8 protein-coding genes and 1 riboswitch are annotated in these 15,723 nt (G+C 65.9%); of the genes, 6 read left to right on the top strand and 2 right to left on the bottom strand.

Annotated elements, in window-relative coordinates:
* The first annotated feature begins 559 nt into the window (after positions 1 to 559).
* Both LL972_RS11920 and LL972_RS11925 read left to right on the top strand, forming a co-directional pair.
* Positions 560 to 2,578 (top strand): M2 family metallopeptidase, encoded by a 2,019-nt coding sequence (locus tag LL972_RS11920; protein WP_228327779.1) that lies wholly within the window; start codon positions 560 to 562, stop codon positions 2,576 to 2,578.
* Between the two features lie 131 nt (positions 2,579 to 2,709).
* Positions 2,710 to 4,878 (top strand): XVIPCD domain-containing protein, encoded by a 2,169-nt coding sequence (locus LL972_RS11925; protein ID WP_228327780.1) that lies wholly within the window; start codon positions 2,710 to 2,712, stop codon positions 4,876 to 4,878.
* Here the strand turns inward: LL972_RS11925 and LL972_RS11930 are convergent.
* Together LL972_RS11930 and LL972_RS11935 are read right to left on the bottom strand one after the other, a co-directional pair.
* Positions 4,764 to 5,165, bottom strand: coding sequence for a hypothetical protein (locus tag LL972_RS11930; RefSeq protein WP_016901679.1), 402 nt, complete (start codon positions 5,163 to 5,165; stop codon positions 4,764 to 4,766). The two genes, LL972_RS11925 and LL972_RS11930, sit on opposite strands and share 115 nt — an antisense overlap.
* Before the next feature lie 16 nt (positions 5,166 to 5,181).
* The gene (locus LL972_RS11935; protein WP_228327781.1) at positions 5,182 to 6,435 is read right to left on the bottom strand and encodes a multidrug effflux MFS transporter; all 1,254 of its coding nucleotides are present in this window, start codon (positions 6,433 to 6,435) and stop codon (positions 5,182 to 5,184) included.
* A gap of 255 nt (positions 6,436 to 6,690) precedes the next feature.
* A riboswitch (glycine riboswitch) is annotated at positions 6,691 to 6,805 on the top strand.
* Between the two features lie 98 nt (positions 6,806 to 6,903).
* On the opposite strand from LL972_RS11935, the gene gcvP reads away from it, so the two are divergent.
* The 4 genes from gcvP (at position 6,904) to LL972_RS11955 (ending at position 15,084) form a co-directional block, all read left to right on the top strand.
* Positions 6,904 to 9,837 carry an aminomethyl-transferring glycine dehydrogenase gene (gene gcvP / locus LL972_RS11940; protein ID WP_228327782.1) on the top strand — a complete coding sequence of 978 codons (2,934 nt, stop codon included), beginning with the start codon at positions 6,904 to 6,906 and terminating at the stop codon, positions 9,835 to 9,837.
* A 365-nt stretch (positions 9,838 to 10,202) separates the two neighbouring features.
* Positions 10,203 to 11,894 (top strand): carboxylesterase/lipase family protein, encoded by a 1,692-nt coding sequence (locus LL972_RS11945; RefSeq protein WP_228327783.1) that lies wholly within the window; start codon positions 10,203 to 10,205, stop codon positions 11,892 to 11,894.
* A gap of 21 nt (positions 11,895 to 11,915) precedes the next feature.
* Positions 11,916 to 12,770 (top strand): aldo/keto reductase, encoded by an 855-nt coding sequence (locus LL972_RS11950; RefSeq protein ID WP_228327784.1) that lies wholly within the window; start codon positions 11,916 to 11,918, stop codon positions 12,768 to 12,770.
* Positions 12,771 to 12,975: 205 nt separating this feature from the next.
* Positions 12,976 to 15,084, top strand: coding sequence for a catalase (locus LL972_RS11955; protein ID WP_228327785.1), 2,109 nt, complete (start codon positions 12,976 to 12,978; stop codon positions 15,082 to 15,084).
* Positions 15,085 to 15,723 lie beyond the last annotated feature (639 nt).

Genomic DNA, 15,723 nt, shown 5'->3' on the forward strand with positions numbered 1-15,723 from the left:
CTGCTGACCAGCGGCCGGCGCTCCCGTGCCCGGCTTCCAGAACGGTCAGAACCCCCTCCAACAACACAGTTGCTACAGGGACGTACTTGCGGCGTGTCCTGCGATGGTGGGCGGGCAAGGGCCCTGCAGCAAGGCCACACATCACCCGCTCTACATCGGATCTATCCGTAAAGCCGTAGATCGGACACTCTGCCATGCGGCACGTTCCGCGATGGTGGGCGGGTAAGGGCTCGTCAAAAACCCCGCAGATCAGCCGCTCTGCAACTGATCAACATGCACCGTTCCATCAATCCACTGCATCCGATATTTCCCGGTCTTAAAGCAGCTGACAACACGTCGCGAGCAAAATCAGCAAACAGGAGTTGAGCCGTCTTATCCGCGAGTTACATGCCGCACCAAGTATCGGCCGCGCCCGGCTGCGGTGAACATGAAATGTGCGCGCTTATTCCGATAAGCACACCTGAATTTGCAGCCGCCCGCGTCGCGTGCGCAGTGACAGTGCTTGCGGTGAACCCCGACGCGCTCTAGCCTGCGTCGGACTTCACCGCAAGGACCACCTGTGAATCCTCGTTTGTTGTGGCTGGCACTGGCCCTGGCTGCCGGCACGCTGTCGTTGTCGGGCTGCCGTCAGGATGCGGCGGTACCGGCCAAGCCCGCTGCGGCCAAAACCGCGCCGGAAGAAAGCGCCGACCAGTTCGTCGCGCGCATCAGCGCCGAGTACAAGGCCGCGTACCCGGAACTCACCGCCGCGCAGTGGTTGTCTTCTACCTATATCAACGGCGATTCGCAGCTGCTGGCCGCCAAGGCCAACGAACGCTCGCTGGCACAACTGGACCGCTGGATCGAACAATCCAAGCAGTACGCCGGCACCCCGATGTCGGCCGACAGCGCGCGTGCATTGCAACTGCTGAAACTGATGAGCGCCCTGCCCGCGCCACGCGACCCGGCCAAGCTGGCGGAGCTCACCCGGATCGCCGCCAAGATGGAAGGCGACTACGGCGCCGGCAGCTATTGCGTGGGTGATGGCGAGCAACGCCGCTGCCGCCAGCTCGGCGAGCTGGAACAAGTGCTCGCCAGCAGCCGCGATTACGCAGAGCAACTGGATGCCTGGCAGGGCTGGCATGGCACCGCAATCCCGATGCGCAAGGACTACCAGCGATTTGTCGAGCTCGCCAACGAGGGCGCGCGCGGACTGGGCTTTGCCGATGTCGGCGTGCTGTGGCGCAGCGGGTACGACATGCCGCCAGCGCAACTGGCCAGCGAAACCGACCGTCTCTGGGAACAGGTCAAGCCGCTGTACGCACAACTGCAGTGCTATGCGCGCGGCAAGCTCGATACGCAGTACGGCAAGGACAAGGGCGAACTCGCCGGTGGCATGTTGCCCGCCCATCTGATGGGCAATATGTGGCAGCAGGACTGGAGCAATCTATGGGATCTGCTGCAGCCGTATCCGGGCGCCGGCGATCTGGACATCACCGGTGCGCTGGAAAAACAGTACCAGGGCAACCTGAGTGCGGTGCTGGCACGCAACACGGGCACAGAAGGCGGCAGCGGCGCACGCTTCCAGGCCGAACGCGAAGCGCAACTGCGCACCGCAAGACAGATGACCGAACGTGCGCAGGATTTCTACACCTCGCTCGGCATGCCCAAGCTTCCAGACACCTACTGGCAACGCTCGCAGTTCATCAAGCCGCTGGACCGCGACGTGGTCTGCCATGCCAGCGCCTGGGACATGAACATGGGCGGCGAGCCGACCCAGAACACCGGCGCGGACGTGCGCACCAAGATGTGCATCAAGCCGACCGAGGAAGACTTCACCACCATCTATCACGAGCTCGGCCACATCTATTACGACCTGGCCTATAACCCGCTGCCGCCGCTGTTCCAGAATGGCGCCAACGATGGCTTCCACGAAGCGATCGGCGACACCATCGTACTGGCGATGACGCCCAGCTATCTGCAATCGATCGGCATGGTGGGCCAACAGCAAGCCGGCCGCGAGGCGCTGATCAATTCGCAGATGCGCATGGCGCTGAGCAAGGTCGCCTTCCTGCCGTTCGGCTTGATGATCGACCGCTGGCGCTGGGGCGTGTTCGACGGCTCGATCACCCCCGAGCACTACAACCAGGCGTGGTGGGAGCTGAAAGCCAGGTATCAGGGCGTGGCGCCGGTGAGCGCACGCGGCGAGGAGTTCTTCGATGCCGGCGCCAAATACCATGTGCCCGGCAATACGCCGTACACCCGGTATTTTCTTGCGCACATCCTGCAGTTCCAGTTCTACAAAGGCCTGTGCGAAGCTGCCGGCCATCAAGGCCCGTTGTACGAGTGCAGCTTCTACGGCAACAAGGACGCCGGGCAGAAGTTCTGGTCGATGCTGCAACGTGGCTCAAGCCAACCCTGGCAGACTACGCTGAAGGAACTCACCGGCGACGAGCGCCTGGACGCCGGCCCGATGCTGGAATATTTCGCACCGATGAACGAGTGGCTGAAGCAGCAGAACCAGGGGAAATTGTGCGGCTGGCAGGCGACCGCACCCGCTGCCGCCAGCAACGCGCCGCCGCCTGCCGCGATGCACTGACGCGCCGCTTTCCCTGCGGCATGCGGCGGCCGTCACCTCGGCCGCCGCATAACATTGATTTGATAAACGCCAAAAACGCCGGCGATATACTGCGCGCCCGCTGCACCGGCGCAGCATGCAGGACGCATCCAATGAACAACGCCTCCACCGGCCCGGACCCGCGCGACGCGGACACCAACAAGCAGGTCATCGACGACGCGAACGACCGCGCGTTCGACCCGACCTACAGCAGCAAGAACAGCGACTATTCGGCGAAGCTGGGTAGCAGCACCATGGAGTTCAGCCCTGAAGAGGGGTCGATCAAGTATTCACACACCAGCGAGCAGAGCAACGGCAGTAAAACGCAGCCACTGGGCGAGAACAGCCTGCGCACCAGCAACTCGCTAGCCTTGGGCAAGCTCAGCGACTCCGACGCAAAGACCACCACCTTCAACCTGGAGGCCGACGCGCGCACCGGCCAGCAGCAAAGCCTGCAGACCAAACTCGGCGACGGCAAGTTGAACATCGAAACTGGCGTCAGTACCGGGCAGCGCATGCGCTACGCACTGACGCTGCCCGGTGCCGACCAGCCTGCAGAGGCTGCCACACGCGTCAATCCGCTGCAGCCGGAGAGCCTTCCGATCGGCGCGCGTGCGGTGATGGACACGCAGACCTACACCCAGCGCGATTCCTCGGCGAGTCTGCAACACCTCAGCATGCAGAGCGAGATCACCGAAGCCAGCGGCCGCAGCTACCTGATCGAGCGCGTGGACGAGCGTCACGTGCGGGTGGTGACCGGGCCCAACGCAGCCATCGAGGCAGTGAACGCCGTTGGCCTGAAGGTGGGACCGGCGCAGGCCCTGCTCGGGCGCGCCGACTCCCTGGGCCAGTCGCGTGTGGAGAGTGCACAATTCGACCTGGCCGATCCGCGTGCGCTCGCGGCCATGGGCCAGTTCGTGCGCGAGGGCACGCTGGCACCCGGCGTGCCCGGCGTCGACGAACAACAGACGCTGGAGCGCATCAACTTCAGCTCGCAGCAGCGGCTGCAGCTGGAATTGGGTCCGCTCAGCGCCGATGTGGCCGGCAACCGCAACCAGGGCAGCCAGGTGCGCATCAGCACACCGGGCCAGGACGGCTACACCGTGGTGCAGCAGCTGCAATACGGCGACAACGTGCCGCTGACGATCGTGCGCCAGTACGACGGCAACGATACCGAACGCGTGCAGGAACGCAGCTACCGCTTCGAGATCGATGGCGACGTTGCCGCGCCGGGGTTGATGCAACGCCTGGGCGGGCGCAACGAGGCCAGCGAGGAAAAGGCGATCGCGCAGAATCTCAACAGCGCGCTGAGCGGCGAGATGGCGGGCACCGGTGCGATCGCGCCAGGGCAGAAGACCACGCTGGCCTTCAGCGAGGCGCAGATGCAGGCGCTGATGGAGCAGACCCAGGCCAGCGTCGAGGCCAGCAAGATCGGCGGCAGCTCGCTGAGCTCGCTGGTCGGCGACCGCAACGCCGCGCCGCAGTCACCCGAACGCTTCGCGCTCGCGATGGCCCGCAATGTGGGCGGCACGCCCTATCCATTCGTCGAGCGGCTGCAGCGCATCGCCGACGGCGCCGATGGGACATACGACGGCCAGTTGCAGCGCATCAATGCCGAGGTCCTCCCGCGTCAGGCAGCGACGGCGACCGCCGCCTCGGATCCGCGCAATCCGGCCAGTCCGGACCATGCGCTGCTGAGCCAATGCACCGCAGCGGTAGCACAGCTGGAGACCGCGCGTGGCCGTGTGCCCGATGCGGACAGCGAGCGCCTGGCAGCCGGCGCGCTGGTGGCCGCGCGCCAGCATGGGCTGCAGCGCGTCGACCACGTGGTGCTCGGCCGCGACCCGGCGCAGGGCTTCGTGGTCCAGGGAGCGCTGGATTCGCCGGCGCACCTGCGCGGACCCTTCGATGCCCAGGCCGCGCAGCAGACGCCGGTGGACCACAGCCTGCAGCGCGCGCAGGCAGTGGCGCCGAGCAGGATCGCAACGCCGCCACGCAGGAACAGGCGCAGCAGCAGGACGTCCAGCGACAGGCACCGGCGCGCTGATTCATCGCACTGGCTGGTACGCAGCCAAGCCCTGGCGCAATTCAGCCCCAACACGGCCCATCCACGCGGAATGGGCCGTGTTCGGAGCCGGCGTCGCCGACACCGCTGCGTTGCATGGCCTCAGTTGGTGCGCGCGGGCACCAGCTTCTGCGCGAACTCGATCCGGAACGCCTCGAAATCCCTGCCGTCGGCGGCGGCCTCGGCATGCGCCGCGTCCTTGAGTGCGTCCGAATAGGTCAGCCGCACCGGCGTGCCCTGGCGTTCGTGCAACTCGGCCGCGCGCATGATCAAGGCCAGCACCTGGGCGGCGCTGGTGCTTTCGCCAGCGATGCGGCCGTCCATGCCGAGCACCCATTCGCCATCGCGGCGGACGATGCCGGCCAGGAGCGTGCGTTGCTGGTCGCGCAGTTCGGCATGCGGCTCGATCGGCGAGACCGGCGCGGGATTGGCGGCGGCCTGGTTGCGCTGGCGCTCGGCGGCGCGCTTGCGGGCGTCGCGGCGCAGCTTGGAATCGGTGGACATGCAGGCTCCTGTGAGGTCAGAGATGGTCGGCCGGCTCCAGAGGCACGGCCTCTTCGGCCTGGCGGCGGCGTAGACGGCGGCCGCTGCGGCGTTCCCAGCGCCAGAATAGCCAGCCCAGCAGGAAAAAACCGGTCATGCCGATCGCTAGATGGCGCGGGTGTTCACTCAGCAGCGGCGACAGCACCCCGGCCACCAGCGTATTGATCATCAGCTGGGTGAAGGCTTGCAGCGAGGATGCCAGGCCGCGCTGATGCGGGTACATGTCCAGCACCGCCAGCGCCAGGATCGGGAAGATCAGCGCCATGCCCAGGCCGGCCAGGAAGATCGGCAGCACCGCCCATGGCAGCGCGATCTGCGCCGCCGTCATGGTGTAGCCCAGGTTCGCCAACGCCGCTACGCCGCAGCAGATGAAGCCGATGCGGATCTGCCGCACCGGGTCCATGCTGCCGGCCATGCGCCCGGACAGGAACGAGCCCAGGGTCATGCCACCGATGGTGGGAATGAACAGCCAGGCGAAGTCGCCCTCGCCCAGGTGCAGGTGGCGCATGATCAGCACCGGCGCCGAGGCGATGTACAGGAAGATGCCGGCGAAGTTGAACGCACCGGCCGCGGCCAGCCGCTGGAAGCGCGGGTTGAAGCCGATCCGCACGTAGTCGTGCAGCAGGCGCTTGAGCTGCAGCGGCGTGCGCGCGTCCACTGGGTGGGTCTCCGGCAGCCAGGTCAGCGTGGCCACCAGCAGCACCAGCCCGAACGCCACCAGAAACCAGAAGATCAGCGGCCAGCCGGCACCGCTGAGCAGGATCCAGCCGCCGATGATCGGCGCGATCGCCGGGGCGATGCCGAAGATCATCGACACCTGGCTCATCAGCCGTTGCGCGTCCGGGCCCTGGAACAGGTCACGGATCACTGCCCGCCCGACGATCATGCCCACGCCTGCCGACAGGCCCTGCAGCGCGCGGAACGCCAGCAGGGTGGGCAGATCCTGCGACAGCGCGCAGCCCACCGAGCCGGCGATGAAGAGCACCAGCCCGCCCAGGATCACCCGCTTGCGGCCCCAGGCATCGGACAGCGGGCCGTGCGCGATGCTCATCAGCCCGTAGACGAGCAGATAGACGCTGATGGTCTGCTGGATCGCCACCTCGTCCACCGCCAGGCTGCGGCTGAGCCGCGAGAACGCCGGGAAGATGGTGTCGATGGAAAACGGGCCGAACATCGCCAACCCGGCGAGCAGCAGCGCCATGCGACGGGTGGAAGGCGTGGTGGGGGTCATGCAGGGATCCGAACGTGGTGCATCGGGGGACGCACGCCGGCGCCGCCCTGGGGGCGGCGTCGGGATGAGCACAAGGGCGTCGATGATAGGCGCTCGCCGTTGCAAGGTTAAGCAACCCCGAGTGCATGAGCCTGCCGCATGCGCTCCGGCGCGTGCGCACGCAGGCTATAATCGGCCGGCAACACGGTGGGAGAAGCGGCATTGCCGCTGCCGAAGGCGCAACAGCCCGTAATCGCTCAGGCCCGATACCATCCGCAGTACAACTCTGGAGAGACCGGCCGATGCCGGCGCCGAAGGGGCACGGAACGCAGGCAGGCCCAGCGCCATGCCGCGTTCTTAAACTCTCAGGCAAAAGGACAGAGGGGCGCGAGGAAGACTGTCGCTGCGACAGGAGGTGATGCGCTGCGCGCGTCACGCCGGTCCGGTGGCCGTCGACCATTCGTCTGCCCCCTGCCCCGGATGCCCGCCATGTCCCAGACCACGTCTTCCTTGCGCGACCTCGAACACCACAGTGCGTTCGTCGAACGCCATATCGGCCCCAACGACGCAGAAATCGCACAGATGCTGGAGGTGGTCGGCCACGCCTCGCTGGATGCGATGACCGATGCGATCGTGCCCGGCAACATCAAGTCGCCAGCGGCGCTGGCGCTGCCCGAGGCGATTACCGAAGAAGAGGCGCTGGCCAAGATCCGCGCCATCGCCAGCAAGAACCAGGTGCAGCGCAGCTTCATCGGCCAGGGCTATTACGGCACCCATACGCCGAAGGTGATCCTGCGCAACATCCTGGAAAACCCGGCCTGGTACACCGCCTACACGCCCTACCAGGCCGAGATTTCGCAGGGCCGGATGGAAGCGCTGATCAACTTCCAGACCCTGTGCGCCGACCTCACCGGCATGCAGATCGCCAACGCCTCGCTGCTGGACGAAGCCACTGCCGCGGCCGAAGCGATGACGCTGGCCAAGCGCTCGGCCAAGTCGAAGTCGGACACCTTCTTTGTGCATGACGCGGTGCACCCGCAGACGCTGGAACTGCTGCGCACCCGCGCCGAGCCGCTGGGCATCGTGCTGCGCGTCGGCACGCCGGAGGAAGCGCTGCAGGCCGAGTGCTTCGGCGTGCTGCTGCAGTACCCGGACAGCTTCGGGCATATCGGCGATCACGCCGCGCTGGCCGATGCGGTGCACGCACAGGGCGGCCTGGTCGCGGTGGCGACCGATCTGCTGGCGCTGACCCTGATCGCCGCGCCCGGCGAATGGGGCGCGGACATCGTGGTCGGCAATTCGCAGCGCTTCGGCGTGCCGTTCGGTTTCGGCGGCCCGCATGCGGCCTTCATGGCCTGCCGCGATGCCTACAAGCGCTCGATGCCGGGCCGGTTGATCGGCGTGTCGATCGATGCCGCGGGCAACCCCGCCTATCGCCTCACCCTGCAGACGCGCGAGCAACATATCCGTCGCGAGAAGGCCACCTCCAACATCTGCACCGCGCAGGTGCTGCTGGCGGTGATGGCCTCGATGTACGCGGTCTACCACGGCCCCGCGGGCCTGACCCGCATCGCGCGGCGTACCCATCGCCTGGCCGCGATCCTGGCCGCCGCCCTGCGCGGTGCCGGCGTCACGGTGGGCGAGCAGTTCTTCGACACCCTGCACGTCAAGGCGATCGATGCCGAGGCCATCCACACCAAGGCCCGCGCCGCCGGCATCAACCTGCGCGCGATCGACAGCGAAGCGGTCGGCATCAGCCTGGATGAAACCAGCACGCGCGCCGATGTGGTCGCGCTGGCCGCGTTGTTCGGCGCGCAGGCAGATGTGGACGCACTCGATGCCGCCACCGCCGACGCGTTGCCGCAGGGCCTGCTGCGCAGCACGCCCTTCCTGACACACCCGGTGTTCAACACCCACCACAGCGAGCACGAACTGCTGCGCTACATGCGCTCGCTGGCCGACAAGGACCTGGCGATGGATCGCACCATGATCCCGCTGGGCAGCTGCACGATGAAGCTCAACGCCACCGCCGAGATGATCCCGGTGACCTGGCCCGAGTTCGGCGCGATCCATCCGCTGGCGCCGGCCGAGCAGTCGGCCGGTTACGCGCAGCTGATCGATGAGCTGGAAGCGATGCTGGTCGAATGCACCGGCTACGACGCGGTGAGCCTGCAGCCCAACTCCGGCGCGCAGGGCGAGTACGCCGGCCTGCTGGCGATCCGCGCCTATCACCGCGCGCGCGGTGAAGCGCATCGCGACATTTGTTTGATCCCCGAATCCGCCCACGGCACCAACCCGGCGTCGGCGCAGATGTGCGGCATGACCGTGGTCGTGACCAAGTGCGATGCCAACGGCAATGTCGATGTCGACGACATCCGCGCCAAGGCAGAGAAGTACTCAGAGCGCCTGGCCGCGTTGATGATCACCTACCCGTCCACCCACGGCGTGTTTGAAGAGGACGTGGTGGCGATCTGCGAAGCGGTGCATGCGCATGGCGGCCAGGTCTATACCGACGGCGCCAACATGAATGCCCTGGTCGGCGTGGCCAAGCCCGGCAAGTGGGGCTCGGACGTGTCGCATCTGAACCTGCACAAGACCTTCTGCATTCCGCATGGCGGCGGCGGCCCGGGTGTGGGTCCGTGTGCGGTGAAGTCGCATCTGGCGCCATACCTGCCTCGTGCCGGCATCCATGCCGGCGAAGGTCAAACTGCCGCCATCCATGGCGGCGGACTCAACTCCGAAAGCGGGAGTGGACACTTCTCGCGCATCGGCGGCATGGTCAGCGCGGCGGCCTACGGCTCGGCCTCGATCCTGCCGATCAGCTGGATGTACGTGACCATGATGGGCAGCGCCGGCCTGCGCAAGGCGACCCAGGTGGCCCTGCTCAACGCCAACTACATCGCCAAGCGCCTGGCGCCGCACTACAAGACGCTGTACACCGGCCGCAACGGCCTGGTGGCACACGAGTGCATCCTCGACATCCGCCCGCTGGAAAAGACCAGCGGCATCGGCGCCGAGGACATCGCCAAGCGCCTGATCGACTTCGGCTTCCACGCGCCGACCTTGAGCTTCCCGGTCGCCGGCACCCTGATGGTGGAACCGACCGAAAGCGAATCGCAGCATGAGCTGGACCGCTTCATCGACGCGATGATCCAGATCCGCGAGGAAATCCGCGCCATCGAAGACGGCCGCCTGGACCGCGACGACAACCCGCTCAAGCACGCCCCGCACACCGCCACCCAGGTGTCGGCCAGCGAGTGGACCCACGCCTACCCGCGCGAACTGGCCGCCTTCCCGCTGCCCAGCCTCAAGCTGCAGAAGTACTGGCCGCCGGTCGCACGCGTGGACAACGTCTACGGCGACAAGAACGTGATGTGCGCCTGCATCCCCGTGGATGCCTACAAGGAGGACGTGGAGGCGTAAGCGCTGCCCTTTCGCGTTGGCGTGTGCATTGAAACCCAGCCCGAGTAATCCCGGGCTGGGTTTTTCGTTTTTAGCGGCTGCAGTGCATCGCAGTGTTCTGGACGCATCGCGCGTTGGTGGCAAGCGCCTGCGCCGTAGGCCACCACAGCTCGGGTTGGGAATATCAAACGACGCTCACGCTCACTACCCAGATCGCCTCGCGAGGTGAATACACGGCGTGGAAGCGTCAGTTGCAGAGAGGATGATCTGCAGCCTAGCGCAGGCTCTTGCCCGCCCGCCATTGCCACGGCATTCGAGAGCGTTTGTCAGTCGCTCTTAATCAGGCAGCCTCCTCGTTTTCCTTCCCTACACGTGCACTCGCGATGATGTGCGTCTGGGATAGGACACAACCGACAGTGATCAAGCGCGACAGAGGTTCATTGAAACGCAACCTGGCCTGCCTGCTGCTTGCAGGCCTTGCGTTGACCGCGTGCGCACCACGCCGCCCTGGCGAGGTGCCGGCGCTGGTGCACGCGGCCGATGCGCAGGCCGAGGTGGTGCAGACCGATGCCGGTGCAGTCCGCGGCGTCACAGGCGCACAGGGGCGGGTGTTTTTGGGCGTGCCGTTCGCCGCGCCGCCGGTAGGCGCGTTGCGCTTTCGCGCCCCGCAAGCTGTGCCAGCCTGGAAGGGCGTACGCGATGCCACGCAGGCCGGGCCGGCCTGTCTGCCGCGGTATCGCTTCGGGCAGAAGCAGATATCGGAGGATTGCCTTACCCTCAACATCTATGCGCCGCCCGACCCGGCGCCGGCGCATCCACGCGCGGTGATGGTGTGGATCTACGGTGGCGCGCTGGAGCTGGGCAGCAATGTCGATTACGACCTGAGTGCCTTGGCGGCGCGGCAGGACGTCATCGTGGTGGCGCCCAATTACCGGCTGGGGGTGTTCGGTTTCTTCGCGCATCCGGCGCTGCGTGGCGAAGGCGAAGGGGCCTATGCATTGCTCGACCAACAGGCCGCGTTGCGCTGGGTGCAGCGCAATATCGCCGCCTTCGGTGGCGATGCCCACAACGTCACCGTGTTCGGTGAATCGGCCGGCGCCTGGAGCATCTGCTATCAGCTCGCCTCGCCGGGCGCGGCCGGTCTGTTCCAACGTGCAATCCTGCAGAGCGGCAGCTGCCTGGCCAGCGATTCCAGCGTGCCGCGCGCCGAGGCCGAGCGCGGCGGTGCGCGCATGGCGCAGACGCTTGGCTGCGCGCATGCAAGCGATGTGGGCGCGTGCCTGCGCGCATTGCCTGCCGATACCGTGGCCGATGCCAAATCCCAGCGCCGTGGCCTGACCGGCAGCGATGCCTGGGCGCCGATGTCTGGCGGTGACGTCTTGCCGTTGCCGCCCGCCGAGGCGATCGCCAACCTGCACCATGTGCAGGTGCCGGCGCTGATCGGCACCAACCGCAACGAGGGGCGGCTGTTTGCGCAGTTGCTGTCCTACGTCGGCAAGCTCAACCTGCGCAGCGGCTATGAAGCACGCCTGCAGCGCATGCATGCCGACCCGACAGCGATCATGGCGCGCTATGCAGACGTTGCCGGGCAATCGCGCTGGGATGCATTCGCCGACATCGTCACCGATGGCGGATTCGCCTGCCCGACGCGTCGGCTGGGCCAAGCCTTGCGTACCCGCACACCAGTGTATGCGTACGAGTTCGACGACCCGCAGGCGCCGTACGGCCTGTGGCGCCTGCCGTTCTCACATCCGCTGGGCGCGTATCACGCCTCCGAACTGGTGTACCTGTTCCAGCGGCCGTGGGTGCTCAGTGGCGAGCCGGCGTTCACTCCGGCGCAACAGGCCTTCGCCGATACGCTGCAGGATTACTGGGGCGCGTTCGCACGCACCGGCGATCCCAATGGGGCTGGGCGTCCGCCGTGGCCACGCTTCGATGGCGACGCTCCGTTGACGCTGTCGCCCGGCAGGATCGGCGCAACGCCCGACTTCGCGCAACGGCATCGCTGCGCATTCTGGGATGCACAGGCAACATTGCCGCACGCGGCAGCGACCTCGGCCCAGTCACCCTCGCATTGATCGCATCATCAGGAGCCCTCCATGTCCGTTTCCGCCTCATCCCCCTGCCCCACGGTGCGCCTGCGCAACGGACGCAGCGTGCCGGCACTCGGGCTTGGCTCATGGAATCTGGGCCAGGGCCGACACGCGCCGCAGCAGGAGATCGATGCGCTGCAGACGGGCCAGCAATTGGGCATGCGCTTGATCGACACCGCCGAGATGTACGGCAATGGCCGGTCGGAGCAACTGATCGGCCAGGCCATGGACAGCGTGCAGCGGCCTTATCTGGTGTCGAAGGTCTTGCCGAGCAATGCCAGCGCACGCGGCATCGCGCGTGCCTGCGAGGCCAGCCTGCAGCGGCTCGGCGTGCGCACACTGGACCTGTATCTGCTGCACTGGCGCGGCGGCAGCGATCTGCGTGAAATGGTCGATGCCTTCGAGGCCCTGCGCGATGCCGGCAAGATCCGCGATTGGGGCGTGTCGAATTTCGATGTCGACGATCTGCAGGATTTGTGGCGCATCGATGGCGGGCAACACTGCCTGGTCAATCAGGTGCTGTATCACGCTGGTAGCCGCGGCATCGAGTTCGATCTGCTGCCGTGGTGTGCAGAGCACGAGGTAACGGTGATGGCGTATTCGCCACTGGGCAGCCGCGCATTGCTGGATCATCCCGTGCTGCACGCGATCGGCGAGCGACGCGGCGTGGCCGCAACCGCCGTGGCGCTGGCGTGGGCGATCCGCAGCGGCCAGGTCATTGCCATTCCCGAATCGGGGACGCCTGCCCATGTGCGCGCAAATGCAGCGGCATGCACGCTGCAACTGGACGCGCAGGATCTTGCCGAACTGGACCGTGCGTTCCCGCCGCCGACACGCAAACAGCCGCTGGACCTGCTGTAGTCAGCTTGCAATGGTTGCGTTCGCTGCCTGCAATTACAGACGGTGATCGCTGCATTGCGTGACCTACGCATCAGCCCGCTGCGATCCAACGCAAGCTTTCGGCTGCATGTGAGTATTCGTTCGCATGCAGACACGTGCATTTAACAGCGCCACTCCCAGGCTCAGCGGATCAGCCCGCATCTCAAGCCCGCCAGAGTGGAGTCCCATGCCCAAGTCCCCCAATAAGTCCGCGCAACTTCCTCCCACCGCTGCTGTCAGCGCAACTCCCGAGACGTTGCGCGGCACGGGCGACGAATTGCATCAGAAGGCCGGCGGCACGCGCCCGCAGCTGACCACCAACCAGGGCATTCCGGTTGGTGACAACCAGAACTCGCTGCGCGCCACGCCGCGCGGACCGACGTTGCTGGAAGACTTCATCCTGCGCGAGAAGATCACCCACTTCGATCACGAGCGCATCCCCGAGCGCATCGTGCATGCACGCGGTAGTGCGGCGCACGGCTATTTCGAGCTGACCAAGTCGTTGAGCCAGTACACCACCGCCAAGATCTTCACCGAGGTCGGCGAAAAGACCCCGTTGTTCACGCGTTTTTCCACGGTCGCCGGTGGCGCCGGCTCGGTGGACACGCCGCGCGACGTGCGCGGGTTTGCGGTGAAGTTCTATACCAAGGAAGGCAACTGGGATCTGGTGGGCAACAACATCCCGGTGTTCTTCATCCAGGATTCGATGAAGTTCCCGGACCTGATCCACGCGGTGAAGATGGAGCCGGACCGCGGTTTCCCGCAGGCTGCCAGTGCGCACGACACCTTCTGGGACTTCATCTCGCTCAGCCCCGAATCGATGCACATGATCATGTGGGCGATGAGCGACCGCACCATTCCGCGCTCGCTGCGCATGATCGAAGGCTTCGGCATCCACAGCTTCCGTTTCCTCAATGAAAAGGGCGACAGCACCTTCGTCAAGTTCCATTGGCGCCCCAAGCTCGGCCTGCAGTCCACGATCTGGGACGAGGCGGTGAAGATCGCCGGCGCCGACCAGGACTTCCATCGTCGCGATCTGTTCGAATCGATCCAGAGCGGCGACTTCCCCGAGTGGGAGCTGGGCGTGCAGCTGTTCACCGAGGCGGAAGCCGATGCATTCCCGTTCGATCACCTGGATTCGACCAAGGTCATTCCGGAAGAACTGGTGCCGCTGCAGATCGTCGGCCGCATGGTGCTCGACCGCTGGCCGGACAACTTCTTCGCAGAGACCGAGCAGGTGGCGTACTGCCCGGCTAACATCGTGCCCGGCATCGACTTCAGCAACGATCCGCTGCTGCAGGGCCGCCTGTTCTCGTATCTGGATACGCAGCTAAGCCGCCTGGGCGGGCCGAACTTCCACCAGATCCCGGTCAATGCACCCAAGTGCCCGTTCGCCAACAACCAGCGAGACGGCCATATGCAGATGGGCGTCCCCAAGGGCCGTGTCGCCTACGAGCCCAGCTCGTTGCAGGCCGATGCACCGCGTGAGGCGCTGCGTGGATTCCCCAGCCATGCGACACCGGCCGAAGACGGTGCCAAGGGCCGCGTACGCGCAGCAAGTTTTGCCGATCACTACAGCCAGGCACGCATGTTCTTCCGCAGCCAGACCGCACCGGAACAGGCGCATATGGCATCGGCACTGGTGTTCGAGTTGTCCAAGGTGGAGACCGCGCACGTGCGCGAAGCCATCGTCGGTCACCTGCGTCACATCGACCCGACGCTGGCACAGCGTGTGGCCGATGGCATGGGCATGACCACGTTGCCGCCGGCACCGCCGGCTGCGGTCGCACCGACCGACATGCCGCTGTCGCCCGCCTTGCAGCTGATCGGCAAGATGAAGGACACCTTGCAGGGCCGCACGGTCGGCATCCTGATTCACGACGGCTCCGATGCAGCGACGATCAAGGCCGTGCGCAAGGCCGCCGAAGCCGCCGGTGCCACGGTCAAGATCGTCGCGCCGAAACTGGGCGGCGCCAAGCTCAGCGACGGCAAGCAACTGGCCGCCGATGGTCAGCTGGCCGGCACGCCGTCGGTGATGTTCGATGCGGTGGCGGTGCTGCTGTCGTCGGAAGCAGCCAAGGCGCTGACACGTGAATCGGCAGCGCTGGATTTCGTCAGCAATGCCTGGGCCCATCTGAAGGCGATCGCCTTCGACGACGGCGCGCAGCTGCTGTTGAAGGCCGGCAATGTCGGCAAGGACGCCGGCGTGATCGCGGCAGCAGATACCAAGGCCTTCATCACTGCCGCCAAGACCCGCCAGTGGGCACGCGAACCGAAGGTGCGCATGCTGGCGTAACCGCATCCGCATAGGCTGCACAGGCTTGGGCGCGAACGACTTCTACGTCGTTCGCGCCCAAGGCGTTTTATGGGGGCAGCAAAGTATCCTCAACAGAAAACCAGCGCATCCTCTGCTACGGCCAGCCTTCAACCCGTCTTTTGGCCGCGTCTCATAAACGACGCTGCGATTTGGAATCCGGCTGTCTTTACGTTGTTGCGCGGCCGTGTCTTTGGGGTGTCGGCGCGCGCGGCCAGGTCGGCATAGAGCCGCGGGCTGCGGTTTGGCTGCAAGGCCCTTGCCCGCCCACCATCGCGGGACACGCCGCAAGTACGTCCTTGTAGGCTCTTACGCGGCATCCATGCCGCGTAAGGTCCCGCGACGGTGGGCGGGCAAGGACCCCTCAAGATGGTCGGTTTGTATGGTTGCAAGCAAGAGCATGAGGTGCGCTGGGCGGATTGCCCTGGGTCTGACCAGCTATTAAAGAATCTCCGTTGCAAGCGGAGTAGCCGACAGGCTTTCAACACGTGACCTACCAACTTCTCTTCTGCCCAGGCTGAGCAACAAGCTTTCAGGAAAACAGCCGACCAACTGTCTGGTGCGGTGCCCTCGCCGATTGCGGGACCGTGTGGCGGCATGGATGCCGCCACCGAGCCTCCA

Origin of the sequence: Xanthomonas campestris pv. asclepiadis, assembly GCF_020784175.1 — a bacterium.
GTDB lineage: Bacteria > Pseudomonadota > Gammaproteobacteria > Xanthomonadales > Xanthomonadaceae > Xanthomonas > Xanthomonas campestris_D.